Below are 16,399 nucleotides of genomic sequence, written 5' to 3' on the forward strand. Positions count from 1 at the left end.
GTGAGCGCCGGTTCCACCCTCGACCCAGCGCGTCTCGACCTCGACGACGTCGTCGCACGGCTCGGTCCCGGGGAGCCCGATCGCGAGGCCACCCACCCCGGTCACCACTGGCAGGCTGCGGTGGCGCTCGTCCTCGCACCGACCGACGATGGCCTGGCCATCGCGCTCATCGAGCGGGCCGAACGAGTCGGCGACCGCTGGTCAGGGCACATGGCCCTGCCCGGCGGCAAACGTGAGCGGGGGGACCGCGACCTCGCCGACACCGCGGCGCGCGAGACCTTCGAGGAGGTCGCCCTGGTGCTGCCCGCACCCCTCGGGCGGCTCGACGACCAGCGTGGGCGGACCACCCAGGGCCTCGTGGCCACCTTCGTCTACGGGCTCGAGGAACCCGAGCCACTGTCCGCCCACCCGGACGAGGTGGCCGCCGCCGACTGGATCGCCCTCACCTGGCTGCTCGACCCCGCCAACGTGGCCAAGCATCGCGTGGTCGGCCTGCCGTTCCCCGGCATCACACACCGGGGGCGGATCATCTGGGGGCTGACCCACACCATCCTCGACGACTTCGCCGGCCGGCTCGGCCTGTCGCTGCCCCGCCCCTGACGGTGGCCGGGCACCGCCCCCGGTCGCGACCGCGTCACCCGCGGATCGTGATCACCTTGTCGACGGCCTTGCCGAACCGGCGCTCGCGAGCCTGGTAGAGCGCCACGCACCGCGCCAGCTCGCGGCGGTCGAAGTCCGGCCACAGCGTCTCGGTGAAGACCAGCTCGGCGTACGCCGCCTGCCACGGCAGGAAGTTGGACAGACGTTGCTCACCCGAGGTGCGCACGAGCAGGTCGACCGGCGGCATCTGCGGGTCGTAGAGGCGAGCCTCGATGGCCCGGGTGTCGATGCGCTTGATGCGTCCCTCGGCGAGGTCGACCGCCGCGGCCTTGGCGGCGTCCGCCAGCTCGTTGCGTCCGCCGTAGTTGAACGCGATGCGCAGCGTCATGCGCTCGTCGTCGGCGGTGAGCGCCTCGGTCGACTCGATCAGGTTCACGAGGCGCTTGGGGACGGGGCGGCCACGTCGGCCGATGAACCGGACACGCACACCCCGGTCGTGCAGTTCGTCGGCGCGACGCACGAGCAGCGACTCGTTGAAGCCGAGCAGGAACTTGACCTCCGACGCCGGCCGCTTCCAGTTCTCGGTCGAGAACGCGTAGACGGTCAGGTCGTCGATGCCGAGCTCGAGGGCGCCCTCGACGGTGTCGAACAAGGCTGCTTCACCGGCCTCGTGACCGGCGTTGCGCGGTAGGCCCCGCTGGTTGGCCCACCGGCCGTTGCCGTCCATGATCACCGCGACGTGGCCGGGGACCCGATCGCGGTCGATGTCGGCGGACTGCACGGATGCCTCGGGGTGGCAGGGATGCGACGAGCCTAGCCAGCCGGCCCTTCCGGTCCCGGCCCCGGCGTCAGCCGCACCTCGAAGCCGTCCGGGGTCCGACGCTCCTCACAGGTGGCCAGGTGGTGGGCGAGCCACCGGCCACGCCCACGCTCGACCTCGCCGCCCGGGACGTCGACGGGTCGGGCCGGTCCTGCTCCTGCGTCGCGCACGATGACCTCGACCGCACCGCCCACGACCTGCACGCGCACCTCGACCGGGGGACGGCCGTGCTCGAGGGCGTTGACGACGACCTCGCCGGCTGCCAGTGGGAGGTCACCGGGGTCCGCCACCCCGGCCGCCTGCAGCGCGGCGGCCACCTCGGAGCGGACGGTGGCGATCACCGCGGGACCAGGTCGTAGCTGCGCAGCTGGCGGTTCAGGTGGTGCTCGATGAACGCGCGCACGTAGGAGCCGGCCACCCGGTGCGCAGCGGGATCGTCGGCGACCGCACGCGGCAGGGCTGCCCACTCCCCCGGCGCGACGAGCAGCATGAGCAGATCGATCACGTCGGTGGTGACCGCCCGCGTCCCCGTCGGCGCGTGATCGGGACAGAGCGTGCCACCGACCTTGACCGACAGGAACGCGTGGGGGCCGGGCCGCCGGCAGATGGCGCAGGCGCCGGCGTAGCAGTGGAACCCGGCGATCGACGCGGCCCGCAGCAGGAAGGCATCGACGAACACGGCCGGCTCGGGTGGGTCGGCCTCGAGGGTCTGCAGGGCCGCCCGCAGCAGCAGGAACAACGCGTTGTCGCGCTCCCCCTCCTGGGCGATCTGGTCGGTCAGCTCGCACATCGCCGCGGCGGCCGCCGACAGCCGGTCGTCGGCCCGGACGCCGGCGTGCGGCGCGATGAGCTCGACCTGGTTGACGGTGTCGAGGTTGCGCCCCTCGTACAGCTGCAGGTCGACGTGGCTGTAGGGCTCGAGCCGACCTCCGAACCGGCTGCCGGGTCGGCGCACCCCCTTGGCCACGGCACGGACCTTGCCGCGCCCCTGCGTGAGCAGGTGCAGGATGCGGTCGGTCTCACCGAGCTTGTAGGTGCGCAGGACGATGCCCTGCTCGCGGTAGGTCGCCATGCCCCGAGTTGTACCCGGTCAGAGCATGGGCCACGGGAAGGGGTGACGTCCGGACGGCTCGGGGAAGCGCGTGAGCTCGGCGACCCGCGCGATCCGGTCCAGCAGCACGGCGACCTCCTCGGGGGCGAGCAGACCCGCCAGCCGCTCCCCCAGGGGCCCACCCACCACGGCCTGCCCGAGCCGGACGACGTCGGCCCGCAGCACCTCGGGGACCGGCTCGCCCGCGAAGTGCCAGCCGACGGTGCGCAGCTTGTCCTCGACGTTGAAGCTGACGCCGTGGTCGACCAGTTGGATCCGACCGGAGAGGAGCGGCTCGGCGTCCGCGGCGTCCCCGGCGTCCCCGGCGTCCGCGCCCCCCGTCGAGCCCGTCGTCACCGGGTGCTCGAGCAGGACGTGACCGCCCTTGCGGTCGGCGTTGTCGATCACCGCGTCGAGCACGACCATCGCGCGCAACTGGTCGATGACGTCCTCGTCGCCGTGGTCGAGCAGGTGGAAGTAGTGGTGGGTCGGGTCGTGCGGCACGAAGCGTTGCAGGCTGCCGACCCCGAACGGGCCGTCGTCCACCAGCACCGTGACCGGCACCAGGTCCCACCCGAGCGCCGCCGAGATCTCGTAGGCGGCCACCTCGCGCTGGTGGAGGGTGCCCGCGGGGAAGTCCCAGAGCGGTGCTGCCCCGCGCCGCGGCTTGTAGACGGCGAGGTCCACCGGATCGACGTCGTCGAGCGCCGGGTCCCGTCCGAGGTCCGCGGCCAGGTCCTCGTGGGTCCGCGGGTCGCGGTCGGTGAGGCGCACGAGCAGCGTCGCGTTCGAGGCGTCGGCGAACCGCCCGATCGGCTCGAAGGGTGCGCCGCGCAGACGGTCGGCGGTCTCAGCGTCCGTCGGGCGGACCGGCGGCTCGGGGGTGGTCACCTCAGCGCGACAGCGTCCCGTGCCCGTTGGTGGCTGGGCACGTGTGGGAGCCGTCGGGCGCGGTCGGCCGGCCGCACAGCTGGCACCGCGGGCGGCCCTCGCCGACGACCTCGGCGCAGTGCGCCGCCAGCCGGCGCGCCTGGTCCTGGTCGGCCCAGATGCGGGCCTCGAGGGGCTCGGCGTCGTCGTCCTCGTCCTCCTCGACCAGCAGCTCGGCGAACTCCAGGACGAAGCTGCCGCGCTCGGGGTCGAGGCCGACCTGGATGGCACCGACCCGCCACCGCGGCTCGATCGGCAGGCGGAGCTCCATCGCGGCCCGGTCCCAGTCCGTGGCCGGCGTGTCGTCGACCCGCGCGAGCAGCTGGGCGATCAGCTCACCGAGACCGGTGACCTGGGCCTTCTCGAGCAGCAGGGTCACCAGCTCGGTGTCGTCCTCCGCCTGCACGAAGAAGGTCCGCGAACCCGGGACACCGGTGTAGCCCGCGGTCACATGGTGGGGGTCGGTGAGCTCGACGTCGATCACGAGGTGCGCTTCCTGGTCGTCCGTCGGGTCGCGCCGGAGGTGGGGGGCGCGGTGCGCTTCGTCGCGCGCTTCTCCGGCTCGCGTGCCGGCGGCGCGGTGAGCGGTCCGTGATCGTTGATGCGGGAGACGACAGGGGGGCCACCCTCAGCGAGGTGGAGCACGCTCACGCTCGCGGGCGCGATCTGCAACCGCTGGAAGGTGTCGAGCGGCATCCCGAGGAAGTGGGCGAGGACGGCCTTGATGACGTCCGCGTGGCTGACCACGACGATGGTCTCGCCCCGGTGGTCGGATGCGAGCGCTTCGACGGCGTCCACGGCGCGGGCCTGCGCTCCGCGGATCGACTCACCACCCGGGAAGGTCACCCTCGAGGGGGTCGCCTGGATCACGGGCCACAGGCTCCGGCGACGGAGCTGTCCGAGCGGTCGGTCGGTCCACTCCCCGTAGTCGACCTCGCCGACGTCCCGGCGCGTGCGGACCTTCAGGTCATGCGCCTTCGCGACGTGCTTCGCGGTCTCCTGTGTGCGCTCGAGCGGCGAGGCGTAGACGGCCTTCACCGGCAGCTGCGCGAGCCGCTGCGCCGCAGCCTCCGCCTGTGCGACCCCGGCCTCGTCGAGCTGGACGCCCGGCGTCCAGCCGCCGAGCCGCTTGCCCGTCGCCGCCGTCGTCGCGTGCCGCAGGAGCACGATGGTCGCCACAGCTCGCCAGCCTCTCGGGTCCCGAACGGCTCGGACGGTAGCGGCCTGCAGGACGGACGGCCGCCGGCGCGAACGCACGCGGGCGTCCGAACAGCCGCCAACGGCTGCTCGGCATCAAGGGAGCGACGCCGCCTGCCGAAGACTTGCGCAACCGTCTCGACGTGTGGGGCCCGCATGCACGCAACACCGACCGCCGCACCCGTTGGCCTCCAGGACCGTCTGCAGGCCTGGCTACCGCGTGGTCAGAGCCTCGACGACGAGGGGTTCGCCGTTCGGCACCGGACGCTGAGCGTGCTGCTCGCCCTGCACGTCCCGGCGCTGTTCATCTTCGGCGTCCTGAGCGGACAAGCGGCTCGCCACGCATTGGCCGAGGTGGCTCTCGCAGGCGTGATGGTCGGGCTCGCACAGGCACGCGTCGTACCCCGGCGCCTCAAGGGCATCCTCGTCACCGCGGGTCTGGTGTGGTGCTCGGCGGTGCTCGTGCACTTCTCCGGCGGCCTCATCGAGGCTCACTTCCACTTCTTCATCATCCTCGGGTTCATCGCGCTGTACCAGGACTGGGCTGCCTTCGGGTGGGCCATCGCGTTCACGGCGATCAGCCACGGTCTCGGCTCGTCGTTGGTGCCGGACCTGATGTTCAACCACGCCGCCGCGGTCGAGCGACCGTGGACGTGGGCACTGATCCACGCCGGCGCCGTGCTGTTCGCGGCCGTCGGGCAGATCATCGGGTGGCGCCACGCCGAGACGGCCCAGGACCGCGCGACCGGCCTGGCCAGCCAACTCATCCGCGAGCAGGCTGAGCGGCAGGCGTCCTACTCCCGGATCTACGTGAACCTGGCTCGGCGCAACCAATCGCTGCTGCACCGGCAGGTCGCCGTCATCGATGAGCTGGAGCTCACCGAAGAGGACCCCGAGACCCTCCGCCGGTTGTTCACCCTCGACCACCTCACCACGCGCATCCGCCGCAACGCCGAGTCACTGCTGGTGATGGCGGGCGAGGAGTCCCCACGTCAGGTATCCGGTTCGGTGTCCCTGGCCGACGTCGCCCGTGCGGCCGCCTCCGAGATCGAGCAGTACGCCCGGGCCGACATCCGCGTCGACGAGACCTACGCGCTCGCCGGAACAGCGGTCGTCGATGTGACCCACCTACTGGCCGAACTGATCGAGAACGCCACCGAGTACTCATCTCCAGGTACGGACGTGCGCATCGGAACCCAGCCGACCTCAGCCGGCGTCGCCATCCTGATCCAGGACCAGGGCATCGGGATGGACGCGGATGTGCTCGCGAACGCGAACGCCACGTTGGCGTCGCCACCGGAGCTCGACGACCAGGTGGTCCGCCACCTGGGCTTCCAGGTCGTCGGCAGGCTCGCCGCCAAGCTCGGCGTGCGTGTCGAACTGCGCTCGACGCCGGGGAGCGGGACGACGACGATCGTCGAGCTTCCCAGCACGATGCTCACCGCCTCGCCACCGACCGGCCCGGTGACCGACGCACACCTCCAGCCTGCCGCCGTCCAGCCCGTCGACGCCGCTGCGTCCGCCCAGAGCCCGGTCACGCCGGCTCCCGTCGCCGCACATCCCGTGGGGGCACCTGCGCTCCAGCCCGCCCCCGTGGCCGCACCACCGGCCGCCCGGACCCCGACGCCTGCCGTCCCTGCCCCGGCCCCCGTCTCCGCAGCCCCGGCCGCGACCACCCCCCTCCCGACGGCTTCCGTCCCGGACCTCGACGACTACGCGCAGCGCCTGCTGTTCCAGGCATCGGTCCCGCCGCCTCGCCCACCGGCGCCTGCGCCTGCGCCAGTGCCTGCGCCGCCGGTGGCTCACGTGCCGGCGTCGGCCCCGTCGCCGGCTGTCGCTGCCACGGCGCCGAGGCCCGCGGCGCCGCGGCCGCCGACGCCACCCGCGCTCGCACCGACCCCGGTCCGGCCCCCGGCTGCCGGGCTGCCGCGACGGATCCCGGCCGCCAGCCTCTCTCCCGAGCTGCGCGATCCGGTCGTCCCGCCCACCGGTACCTCCGGGGCGAGCGCCCCTGAGGGCCGCCGGGCGTTGTCCGCCTTCCAGTCCGCGGCCCGCGCCGCTCGCCGTTCCGACGAACCCGCCGACGGGAACGGGGAGGTGCGGCAGTGAACGCCCCCGTACCGCAAGGAGTCGACTTCCTCGTCGCCGCGTTCGCACGCAACGTCACTGGCGTGTCCCACGCCCTCGTGGTCAGCGCCGACGGCCTCCTGCTCGCGTTGTCCGACGGTCTCGACCGCGCCACCGCCGATCAGCTCTCGGCCGTCGCGGCCGGGCTCTCCAGCCTCACGCGCGGCGCCTCGGCGGTCTTCAACGCGGGGACCGTCGAGCAGGTCATCGTGGAACTGAGCGCCGGCTACCTGTTCGTCACCCCGATCAGCGATGGCTCGCTCCTGACCGTCCTCGCCGAACGTTCCTGCGACATCGGCTTCGTCGGCTACGAGATGGCCATCCTGGTGAACAAGGTCGGCGCCGCCCTGACGCCGGCGCTCCGCAACCAACTCGCAGCCTCCCTCCCGCGATGAGCACACCCGATCCCGATCGGATGATCCGGCCCTACCTGATGACCGGCGGGCGGACCCAGCCGATCGGCGAGTTGCCGCTGGAGGCGCTGATCGAAGCCACCGATCCATCGGATGAGCGGAACGCCTCGCTCAAGTTCGAAACCCGGCGCGTCCTCGAGCTGTGCCGGCACCCGATCTCGGTCGCCGAAGTGGCCGCGACGTTGTCGATCCCGCTCGGGGTGGCTCGCGTGCTCGTGGCGGACCTCGCTGCGGACGACCGCCTGCGCGTCCACGCCACCGCCTCCGACTCCGGACCCGATACCCACCTACTCGAACGGTTGCTCGATGGCCTTCGCGCCTGCTGAACGGCGAGCCGCGCCACACCTCGGCCCGGTCTCGACCAAGATCGTCGTCGCCGGGGGCTTCGGCGTGGGCAAGACGACCGCCGTCGGCGCCATCAGCGAGATCCCGCCGCTGCGGACCGAGGCTGCGATGACCGCGGCATCGCTCGGCGTGGACGACACCTCGGCCGTGACCGGCAAGACCACCACGACCGTCGCGATGGATTTCGGGCGGATCACCGTCAGCGACGGGCTGGTGCTGTACCTGTTCGGGACCCCGGGGCAGGACCGGTTCTGGTTCATGTGGGACGAGCTGACCCGGGGTGCCGTCGGAGCAGTCGTCCTCGTCGACACGCGGCGCCTCGACGAGGGGTTCCCCGCCGTGGACTACTTCGAGCAGCGTCGGCTGCCGTTCGTGGTCGCGGTGAACGTGTTCGACGGCCACCCTCCGCACGACCTGGCCGATGTTCGCGCTGCTCTGGCGGTCGGGCCGGACGTGCCCATGCTGCACTGCGATGCCCGGGACCGTGGCTCGGTCCGCGACGCCCTCATCCGAGTGACGGGGCACGCGCTCGAACGCGCACGCGCCGGCGCCTGACCCGAGGCTTCAGCCGCCACGGCGCCGCGGTGGCTCGGCCGCCGCCCCGACGTGGCGCTCGAGCCAGGCGTTGATCGGCTGGCCGGCACGCCAGACCGCCACGACGTGATCGTAGGCCTCGGGCGTGTGCATCCACGGGGCGACGGGCCACGAGCGCGACACCGTGAAGCGCTTGTGCCGCAGCAGCTCGATGCGGGGGTGGGTCGGGTCGAACCCCCGTGGGGCCCGCTTGAGCTCGCTGCCACCGACCTCGAAGCCTTCATCCCGGACCGCTTGCACCAGCCGGACGAGGGTGCCGCCGGTGCGGCCGTCGTCGACGGCCCGTCGGAAGCGGTCGAGCTGATCGCGTGAGAGCTCCCAGTACCCCGTCGAGGCGCGCATCCCCTCGGCCGAGACCTGCACGTACACCCCGGCGCGGTCGGTCCCGCTGCGGAAGCCGATGACGGCGCCGCAGTGCTCCTTGTAGGGCCGCTTGTCCTTCGAGAAGCGGACGTCACGGTTGGGCCGGAACACCTTGCCGTCGTCACCGAACCCGTCCGTCGCGGCCCGGTCGAGCAGCTCCTCCATCGGCAGGCGGACGGCGTGCTCGTAGGTGTCGCGGTGCTCGTCGAACCACGCTCGGCTGTTGTTGTCGTCACGGGTGAGCTCGGCGTAGAAACCGAACGCCTCCGGCGGGAACCCGGCGAACTCCCCGATGCGCAGCGCCACGCTCATCCGCGCTTCGGCATCAGGATCCACAGGATCAGGTAGGCGATCTCGCTCGCGCCCGTGATCGCGAAGATCACGAACAGCACGCGCACGATCGTGACGTTGAACCCGTAGTGTTCGGCGATGCCCGCACACACCCCCGCGAGCATCCGCCCCTCACCCGCCCTGGGTCGATCCAGCCGTCCGCTCGCCACCTTCGCACCTCCGTGGTCGTCCACCGCGGCCGCCGGGCGACCACGGCGTCGACGGTAGGGGCGTGCCACCACCGGTGTCGGCTGGCGGGACTGACCGGCCGTGCACGACCTCCAGTTCGATGGGGTGGCGTCGACCGGACGCTCGGGGGCCGCCGGTGGCGACGGCGGAGCACCGCGCACACCGTGGTCCTCACCGGTCGCCGCCGGCGCGGTCAGCCGAAGCGAGGAGCAACAGTGCGAGCGTTGACGTGGCAGGGCACCCAGGACGTGCGGATCCAGGACGTCCCCGACCCGACCATCCAGGAGCCGACCGACGCGATCGTGCGGATCACCTCCACGGCGATCTGCGGCTCGGACCTGCACCTGTACAACGTGCTCGCGCCGTTCCTGACGCCCGGCGACGTGCTCGGTCACGAACCGATGGGCATCGTCGAGGCGGTCGGCAGCGAGGTCACCGGCCTCACTCCCGGCGACCGGGTCGTGATCCCGTTCAACGTCTCGTGCGGCGACTGCTTCATGTGCGACCGTCAGCTGTACTCCCAGTGCGAGACGACGCAGAACACCGACCACGGGACCGGGGCGTCCCTGTTCGGCTACACCGAGTTGTACGGCCAGGTCCCGGGCGGGCAGGCCGAGTTCCTGCGCGTCCCGCACGCCGACTTCGGCCCGATCCAGGTACCCGAGGGGCCGGCCGATGACCGCTTCCTCTACCTGTCCGACATCCTGCCGACCGCGTGGCAGGCGGTGCGGTACGCCGACACCGAGCCCGGCGGCACGTTGGCCGTCCTCGGCGCGGGCCCGGTGGGGCAGTTCTGCGTGCGGGCGGCTCAGGCGCAGGGCATCGAGCAGGTCATCGCCGTCGATCTCATCGACGAGCGGCTCGCCCTGGCGGCGCAGCACGGCGCGACCACCATCGACCTGCGCGACGTCGACGACGTCGGGGACGCCATCCGTGACCTCACCGACGGCCGTGGTGCGGCGAGCGTCGTCGACGCGGTGGGCATGGAGGCCCACGGCAACCCCGTCGCCGAGTTCGCCCAGAAGATGACGGCGCGCCTGCCCGACGCCATCGCCAAGCCCGTGACCCAGAAGGTGGGGGTCGACCGCCTGAGCGCGCTGTCCACCGCCATCGACGCCTGCCGTCGCGGCGGGACGGTGTCCCTGTCGGGGGTGTACGGCGGCGCCGCCGACCCGCTCCCGATGCTGCAGATGTTCGACAAACAGCTGCAGCTGCGCATGGGGCAGTGCAACGTCAAGAGGTGGATCGACGAGCTGATGCCGTACGTCACCGACGACGCCGACCCGCTCGGTACCGAGGACCTCGTCACGCACCGGGTGCCGCTCGAGCAGGGCCCGGAGATGTACGAGATCTTCGCGAAGAAGGACGACGGCTGCATCAAGGTCATCCTCGACCCGGCGGTCTGAGCACCGCCGAACGGATGGTCACCGGTCGCCGAACGGGTCACCGAGGCCGCAGGTGTGGACGATCGTCGCCGTCATCCCATCCCCTCCCACCACCGCGGCCTCTCGCAGGACCAGGTGGGTGACCACCTCCGGGACGAGGTCACGTTCCTCCGCCGGGACGTCGACCTCCTGCGCGGCGCGCGTCACCTGGACGCCGAGGAACTCGCACAGCAGGACCAGCCGGTCCTCGCCGCCAAGGCGATCCGCCACCACCTCGCGGTCGACGGGGTACGACGGCTCGTACGGGTCCTCGTTCGCGTACCAGGCGTCCGCGGTGGTCCCACGCATGCTCAGCGGTGACAGATCGACCGGCGGCGGATCGGGCCGCCACGTACCGAGCGGCGGCACGTCGTCCGGCAGCGTGACCGGCACGTCGTCGAGCGGCTGCCCGGTCGTGCGGTGCCCGGGCTCGGGCTCCCCCACCGACGACCACGCGACGTCGAAGAGCGCCCACGTCGGGGCGATCTCCGCGTCGACGGATCCGTCGGCGCGGCTGTACGTGAAGCGGCGCTGCCCGGGCTCGGTCGCTCCGTCGGCGATCGGCACCACCACCGCGTACCCGCGCATCTGCACCGCGCCGGGACCCGGCACCTCGGTGGTCCGCACCGTGACGTCGGCCCGATCGGTCCGCACGCGGACCGCGACGACGTCCGCCTCCACGAGCCCCCCGAGCAGCTGCTCGGGGTGGAGGCTCCCGTCGAGCGCGGGTGCGCGCAGGGACGGCAGCGCGGTGCGGTGCAGGTCCTCGGCCTGCGGGTCCGCCGCACACCAGACGGGGTGCAGCCAGAGCGCCCCGTGCAGCGGTCCGTCAACACCCTCGGCGACGAGCTCCAGCGAGCAGCGGTCACCCTCGGCTCGGACCGCCATCGTGACGGGCGCCCCGTCCTCGGCATCCACGACGCCACCGTCGGTCGCAGCGTCATCCTCGGCCTGGTCCGGTCGCAGCTTCCCGTCCGGCTCGTCGGCGACGGAGGGCCGTGGCGAGTCGTCGGCCGTGGTGGACAGCGCGATCCCGGCGACCGCCACGATGGCAGCCACACCGGCCGCACCCACCGCGTTGCCGAGGCGACGACGACGGCGACCAACGCGCTGCAGGGCGGCGAGGTCGAGCGCTGGGATCGGTCCGTCGGCCGCGTCGCGCAGCAGGGTCTCGAGGTCAGCGGACACGGTCATCCTCCAGCTCGGCGAGCGCGAGTTCGTCGCGCAGCCGGGCGACCGCGCGGTGGGTGAGGGACTTGACGGTGCCTTCGGGGCAGGCCAGGACCGATGCCGCCTCGGCGACGTCGAGGCCCGCGTAGAAGCGCAGGACGACGACCCGGCGCTGGCGATCGGGCAGCCGACGGAGCGCGTCGCGTACCGCCAGGGCCGTCACCGTGTCCGTCCCGGGCGACACCTCGTGGTCCGGCCCGTGGCGCGCGAGCGCCCGGCGTTCGGCCGCCCGTCGACGGGACCACGACGTGGCACCGTTCAACGCGACCCGCGTCAGCCAGCCACGAGGGTGGGCCATCCGACGGACCCGCGGCCAGTGTTGGCACAGACGGACCAGCGCGTCCTGGGCCAGCTGCTCGGCCACCCCCCGGTCACCGACGTACAGGGTGAGCAGTCCGAGCAGGCGCGGGTGCTCGGCCGTGCAGAACCGTTCGAGCGCCTCGTCATCGGTCGTGTCCGCCACACCAACCCCACCGTCGGGTCCGGCTGTCGGACCGTCCACGACCTGAGCGAACGAGTGCCCCCGGGCGTTCAGCCCCGCGGCCAGACGTGCACTCGGCGCACGCCGAGCGGGGAGGCGCCTCGAACCTCCGAGTCGCGACGGTGAGTCTCACCGTTGCCGCAGTGGCTCCTGCGGACCCTGCGCACGCGGCCGGCCTTCCGGGACTCGGCCGGTGGGACACACCGGTTGCACGCTCGGCCCCGGCCACGCGCGCAGCCACCGCCCGTGATGGCCAGATGACGCACCTCGTCGCTGTCCACCCGACAGGGCTGCACCGGCCGAGAGGTCAGCTCCCCCGGTCGAAGGTCGCGAGGACCCGGCACGCGGACAGGGGGACCGTCTGTGAGCCGGTGGCATCCCGTCTGCCGGCTGGAACGGACCGGAGGGATCCCCGTGGACCGCCAGCTCCCGCTGGGCCAGACCATCCGAGATGCGGTCGTCGTGCTCCTCGCCGCACTCCTGACCCTCGGTGGCCTCGCGCTGTACACCCCCCGCGCGGCTGCTGAGCAGGGTGACCGTGTCGCCCTCGCGACCGCCGTCCAGGATGCCGTCGATGCGGTGGAGGACGAGCAGGATGCGACCGACGGCGATGCGGCGACCTCGTCCTCGGAGCCCACGGAGGGCACGGAAGCGGAGGACGACACGGGGACGTCCGAGTCGGTCGACGGTGAGACCGCGGTCGACAGCGACCCGGTGGAGCAGGACGCCGTCGAACAGGACGGCGAGGTTCCCTCCGACCAGGCGGAGGACGTCGACGGCACCGAGGACCCCGCCGACGGCACCGAGGACCCCGCCGACGGCACCGAGGACCCCGCCGACGGCACCGAGGACCCCGCCGACGGCACCGAGGTGCTCGGCGATCCTGACGACGCTGCGAACACCGAGGAAGGATCCGACGGAGCCGACACCGCGGAGGCAGAGGGCGCCGAGGCGACGAAGGAGGACCCCGAGTCCGCGGCGATCGACGATCTGCTCGGCGACGACGGGCTGCTGACCGAGGCACTCGGCGACGACCTCACCGACGCGGTGTCCGACACGGTGATGGACCTGGCCGGTAAGGATCCGGCGGCGCTCGAGCAGCTGGCCACCGTCCTCGACGCCGAGGGCCCCCCTGGTCTGCAGCGCGCGCTGGAGGTGCTGCTCGAGCTCGGTCTCGTCGACCTCGTCGAGGACCTGATCGAGCGGCTGGGCGACCTCGGCCTCACCGGAACGCTGACGGACCTCGTGGATGATGTCCTCACCGGCGACGTCCTGCCGGAGCTCACGGGTTCCCTCGACGACCTGCTCGGGTCCCTCCTCGAGGCCGGCCTGGTCGACGAGGTCCTCGAGTTGGTCGACGGGCTCCTCAGCTCCGGGCAGCTCGACGAGCTCCTGGGAGCCGTCACCGGCCTGGTCGACCAGCTGCTCGAATCCGGCCTCGTCGAACAGCTCCTCGGCCTGGTCGACGGCCTCCTCGAGGCTGGCGCGATCGAGCAGCTCACCGGCCTCCTCGACGAACTCCTCACCGGCCTGCTCGATGCGGGCCTGCTCGACACCGTGACCGACCTGCTCGACGACCTGCTCGGCGCCGGCCTGATCGGCCAGCTCACCGACGTGCTCGGCGACCTGGTCGGCCAACTGCTCGACGCGGGTCTGCTCGACACCGTCACCGACCTGCTCGACAGCCTGCTCGCCTCCGGGCTCCTCGATGAGGTGACCGCCATCGTCGGGCAACTGCTGGACGGCGGCCTGATCGACACCGTCACCGACCTGCTCGACAGCCTGCTGGCCTCCGGCGACCTCGACGCGCTCCTCGGCCTGGTCACCGGCCTGGTCGACCAGCTGCTCGAATCCGGCCTCGTCGAACAGCTCCTCGGCCTGGTCGACGGCCTCCTCGAGGCCGGCGCCATCGAGCAGCTCACCGGCCTCCTCGACGAACTCCTCACCGGCCTGCTCGATGCGGGCCTGCTCGACACCGTGACCGACCTGCTCGACGACCTGCTCGCCTCCGGCCTGATCGGCCAGCTCACCGACGTGCTCGGCGACCTGGTCGGCCAACTGCTCGACGCGGGCCTGCTCGACACCGTCACCGACCTGCTCGACAGCCTGCTCGCCTCCGGCGACCTCGACGCGCTCCTCGGCCTCGTCACCGGCCTGGTCGACCAGCTGCTCGAATCCGGCCTCGTCGAACAGCTCCTCGGCCTCGTCGACGGCCTCCTCGAGGCCGGCGCCATCGAGCAGCTCACCGGCCTCCTCGACGAACTCCTCACCGGCCTGCTCGATGCGGGCCTGCTCGACACCGTCACCGGACTGCTCGACAGCCTGCTCGCCTCCGGGCTCCTCGATGAGGTGACCGCCATCCTCGGCCAGCTGCTGGACGCCGGCCTGATCGACACCGTCACCGACCTCCTCGACAGCCTGCTCGCCTCCGGCGACCTCGACGCCGTCCTCGGCCTCGTGACCGGGTTGCTGGGTTCCGTCGACCTCGAAGCGGTGCTCGGCCTCGTGACCGGCCTCGTCGACCAGCTCCTCGACGCCGGCCTGCTCGACACCGTCACCGACCTCCTCGACGGCCTGCTCGCCTCCGGCGACCTCGACGCCGTCCTCGGCCTCGTGACCGGCCTCGTCGACCAGCTCCTCGACGCGGGCCTGATCGACACCGTCACCGACCTCCTCGACGGCCTGCTCGCCTCCGGCGACCTCGACGCGCTCCTCGGCCTCGTGACCGGCCTGGTCGACCAGCTGCTCGCATCCGGTCTCGTCGAACAGCTCCTTGGCCTGGTCGACGGCCTCCTCGAGGCTGGCGCGATCGAGCAGCTCACCGGCCTCCTCGGCGAACTGCTCGGTGGGCTGCTGGACGCCGGCCTGCTCGACACCGTCACCGGACTGCTCGACGACCTGCTCGGCGCCGGCCTGATCGGCCAGCTCACCGACGTGCTCGGCGACCTGGTCGGCCAACTGCTCGACGCCGGGCTCATCGACACCGTCACCGACCTGCTCGACAGCCTGCTCGCCTCCGGCGACCTCGACGCGCTCCTCGGCCTGGTCACCGGCCTGGTCGACCAGCTGCTCGCATCCGGTCTCGTCGAACAGCTCCTCGGCCTGGTCGACGGCCTCCTCGAGGCCGGCGCCATCGAGCAGCTCACCGGCCTCCTCGACGAACTCCTCACCGGCCTGCTCGGCGCCGACCTGCTCACCGAGCTCATCGGCGTGCTGCAGTCGCTGCTCGACACCGGCCTCATCGGCGAACTGACCGAGGTGCTCAGCGGCGTGCTCGGCCAACTGCTCGACGGCGGTCTGATCGACACCGTCACCGACCTCCTCGACATCCTGCTGGCCTCCGGCGACCTCGACGCGCTCCTCGGCCTCGTCACCGGCCTGGTCGACCAGCTGCTCGCATCCGGTCTCGTCGAACAGCTCCTCGGCCTGGTCGACGGCCTCCTCGAGGCTGGCGCCATCGAGCAGCTCACCGGCCTCCTCGACGAACTCCTGACCGGCCTGCTCGGCGCCGACCTGCTCACCGAACTCACCGGCGTGCTGCAGTCGCTGCTCGACACCGGCCTCATCAGCGAACTGACCGCGGTGCTCGACACCCTGGTCGGCGACCTGCTCGCGACCGGTCAGATCGACCAGCTGCTCGGGTTGGTCGGCGTACTCGACCTGCTCGACCTCGGCATGCTGACCGACGCCGAACTCGGCGCGCTGGTCGGGGCGGTCCTCGACGGCATCCTCGCGCAGCTCCTCGCTGCGGTGTCCGGTGGCACGCTCGACCTCGGCGGCCTCCAGGCCCTGCTGTTCGGGCTCCTCGAGTCGGACGTCCTCGGCGACGAGTTGCTCCGTCGGCTCGAGGCCGGCGAGCTCCCCGAGGTCCTCGATGCGGCGTTGCTCGCCATCCTCGGCACCACCACGCCACCCCCGGTCCCAACGCCGCTGCCCGTACCCGGCACCGCCCCAGTGGCGGTCACACCCGGAGCGCCCGCGGACACCCAGCCACCGAGCGTCCTCGGGGAGGGCACCGCCGCAGGCGACCTCCAGCGCGCACCCGCCGTCCGGACCCAGGAGCTGCGCACCCCGACGGCGGTCACGACCGGGGCGCGGTCCGCGGACGTCGGACCGTTGGCGTGGACCGGCGCCTCGACCTGGCAGCTGGCGCTGCTCGCGGCGCTCGTCCTCGCGCTCGGCGTGCTCGCGCTGATCGCCACCCGACGCCGCCGGCCGGTCACGGCCGGTGGGCAGCAACGCACCACCCGCCGCACCCCCCGATGA

General features: G+C 72.5%; 17 protein-coding genes. 7 read left to right on the forward strand and 10 right to left on the reverse strand.

Going from position 1 to position 16,399, the window contains the following annotated elements; translation table 11 throughout:
• On the forward strand, nucleotides 1-600 hold the full coding sequence (locus tag NITAL_RS21405) for an NUDIX hydrolase (protein WP_052668361.1): 600 nt from the start codon (nucleotides 1-3) through the stop codon (nucleotides 598-600).
• Nucleotides 601-634: 34 nt separating this feature from the next.
• On the opposite strand, the gene uppS is transcribed toward NITAL_RS21405, so the two are convergent.
• Genes uppS through NITAL_RS21435 form a run of 6 tightly spaced genes read right to left on the reverse strand, consistent with a single transcriptional unit; the run spans nucleotide 635 to nucleotide 4,619 of the window.
• Nucleotides 635-1,381, reverse strand: coding sequence for a polyprenyl diphosphate synthase (gene uppS / locus NITAL_RS21410; RefSeq protein WP_052668362.1), 747 nt, complete (start codon nucleotides 1,379-1,381; stop codon nucleotides 635-637).
• A 32-nt stretch (nucleotides 1,382-1,413) separates the two neighbouring features.
• Complete coding sequence (locus tag NITAL_RS21415) at nucleotides 1,414-1,761, reverse strand: ATP-binding protein (RefSeq protein WP_052668363.1); 348 nt, start codon at nucleotides 1,759-1,761, stop codon at nucleotides 1,414-1,416.
• The gene (recO, locus tag NITAL_RS21420) at nucleotides 1,758-2,492 is read right to left on the reverse strand and encodes a DNA repair protein RecO (RefSeq protein ID WP_052668364.1); all 735 of its coding nucleotides are present in this window, start codon (nucleotides 2,490-2,492) and stop codon (nucleotides 1,758-1,760) included. Before recO ends, NITAL_RS21415 begins: the two co-directional genes overlap by 4 nt.
• An 18-nt stretch (nucleotides 2,493-2,510) precedes the next feature.
• Nucleotides 2,511-3,401 (reverse strand): protein kinase family protein, encoded by an 891-nt coding sequence (locus tag NITAL_RS21425; RefSeq protein WP_052668365.1) that lies wholly within the window; start codon nucleotides 3,399-3,401, stop codon nucleotides 2,511-2,513.
• A gap of 1 nt (nucleotide 3,402) precedes the next feature.
• Nucleotides 3,403-3,924: a DUF3090 family protein gene (locus NITAL_RS21430; protein ID WP_052668366.1), complete on the reverse strand. Its 522-nt coding sequence runs from the start codon at nucleotides 3,922-3,924 to the stop codon at nucleotides 3,403-3,405.
• Nucleotides 3,921-4,619, reverse strand: coding sequence for an MSMEG_4193 family putative phosphomutase (locus NITAL_RS21435; protein WP_083441863.1), 699 nt, complete (start codon nucleotides 4,617-4,619; stop codon nucleotides 3,921-3,923). The genes NITAL_RS21430 and NITAL_RS21435 overlap by 4 nt, the downstream gene beginning before the upstream one ends.
• A gap of 174 nt (nucleotides 4,620-4,793) precedes the next feature.
• Between NITAL_RS21435 and NITAL_RS21440 the strand changes: the two genes are divergently transcribed.
• Genes NITAL_RS21440 through NITAL_RS21455 form a run of 4 tightly spaced genes read left to right on the forward strand, consistent with a single transcriptional unit; the run spans nucleotide 4,794 to nucleotide 8,077 of the window.
• Nucleotides 4,794-6,746, forward strand: coding sequence for a sensor histidine kinase (locus tag NITAL_RS21440; RefSeq protein ID WP_052668367.1), 1,953 nt, complete (start codon nucleotides 4,794-4,796; stop codon nucleotides 6,744-6,746).
• Nucleotides 6,743-7,159: a roadblock/LC7 domain-containing protein gene (locus NITAL_RS21445; protein ID WP_052668368.1), complete on the forward strand. Its 417-nt coding sequence runs from the start codon at nucleotides 6,743-6,745 to the stop codon at nucleotides 7,157-7,159. The genes NITAL_RS21440 and NITAL_RS21445 overlap by 4 nt, the downstream gene beginning before the upstream one ends.
• The gene (locus tag NITAL_RS21450) at nucleotides 7,156-7,503 is read left to right on the forward strand and encodes a DUF742 domain-containing protein (RefSeq protein WP_052668369.1); all 348 of its coding nucleotides are present in this window, start codon (nucleotides 7,156-7,158) and stop codon (nucleotides 7,501-7,503) included. The genes NITAL_RS21445 and NITAL_RS21450 overlap by 4 nt, the downstream gene beginning before the upstream one ends.
• Complete coding sequence (locus NITAL_RS21455; RefSeq protein WP_052668370.1) at nucleotides 7,484-8,077, forward strand: GTP-binding protein; 594 nt, start codon at nucleotides 7,484-7,486, stop codon at nucleotides 8,075-8,077. The genes NITAL_RS21450 and NITAL_RS21455 overlap by 20 nt, the downstream gene beginning before the upstream one ends.
• A gap of 9 nt (nucleotides 8,078-8,086) precedes the next feature.
• Here NITAL_RS21455 and NITAL_RS21460 read toward each other — a convergent pair whose 3' ends face one another.
• Nucleotides 8,087-8,791 carry a DUF2461 domain-containing protein gene (locus tag NITAL_RS21460; protein ID WP_211262574.1) on the reverse strand — a complete coding sequence of 235 codons (705 nt, stop codon included), beginning with the start codon at nucleotides 8,789-8,791 and terminating at the stop codon, nucleotides 8,087-8,089.
• Entirely contained in the window at nucleotides 8,788-8,979 is a 192-nt protein-coding gene (locus NITAL_RS21465; protein ID WP_211262575.1) for a PspC domain-containing protein, read from the reverse strand. Before NITAL_RS21465 ends, NITAL_RS21460 begins: the two co-directional genes overlap by 4 nt.
• 234 nt (nucleotides 8,980-9,213) lie before the next feature.
• Between NITAL_RS21465 and NITAL_RS21470 the strand changes: the two genes are divergently transcribed.
• Complete coding sequence (locus tag NITAL_RS21470; protein ID WP_052668371.1) at nucleotides 9,214-10,404, forward strand: zinc-dependent alcohol dehydrogenase; 1,191 nt, start codon at nucleotides 9,214-9,216, stop codon at nucleotides 10,402-10,404.
• An 18-nt stretch (nucleotides 10,405-10,422) separates the two neighbouring features.
• On the opposite strand, the gene NITAL_RS21475 is transcribed toward NITAL_RS21470, so the two are convergent.
• The gene (locus NITAL_RS21475; protein WP_052668372.1) at nucleotides 10,423-11,610 is read right to left on the reverse strand and encodes a hypothetical protein; all 1,188 of its coding nucleotides are present in this window, start codon (nucleotides 11,608-11,610) and stop codon (nucleotides 10,423-10,425) included.
• Nucleotides 11,600-12,115 carry an RNA polymerase sigma factor gene (locus NITAL_RS21480; protein ID WP_052668373.1) on the reverse strand — a complete coding sequence of 172 codons (516 nt, stop codon included), beginning with the start codon at nucleotides 12,113-12,115 and terminating at the stop codon, nucleotides 11,600-11,602. The genes NITAL_RS21475 and NITAL_RS21480 overlap by 11 nt, the downstream gene beginning before the upstream one ends.
• A 432-nt stretch (nucleotides 12,116-12,547) precedes the next feature.
• Here NITAL_RS21480 and NITAL_RS21485 point away from each other — a divergent pair, with 432 nt between their 5' ends.
• Complete coding sequence (locus NITAL_RS21485) at nucleotides 12,548-16,399, forward strand: ICP22 family protein (protein WP_052668374.1); 3,852 nt, start codon at nucleotides 12,548-12,550, stop codon at nucleotides 16,397-16,399.

Origin of the sequence: Nitriliruptor alkaliphilus DSM 45188, from assembly GCF_000969705.1 — a bacterium.
Classification (GTDB): domain Bacteria; phylum Actinomycetota; class Nitriliruptoria; order Nitriliruptorales; family Nitriliruptoraceae; genus Nitriliruptor; species Nitriliruptor alkaliphilus.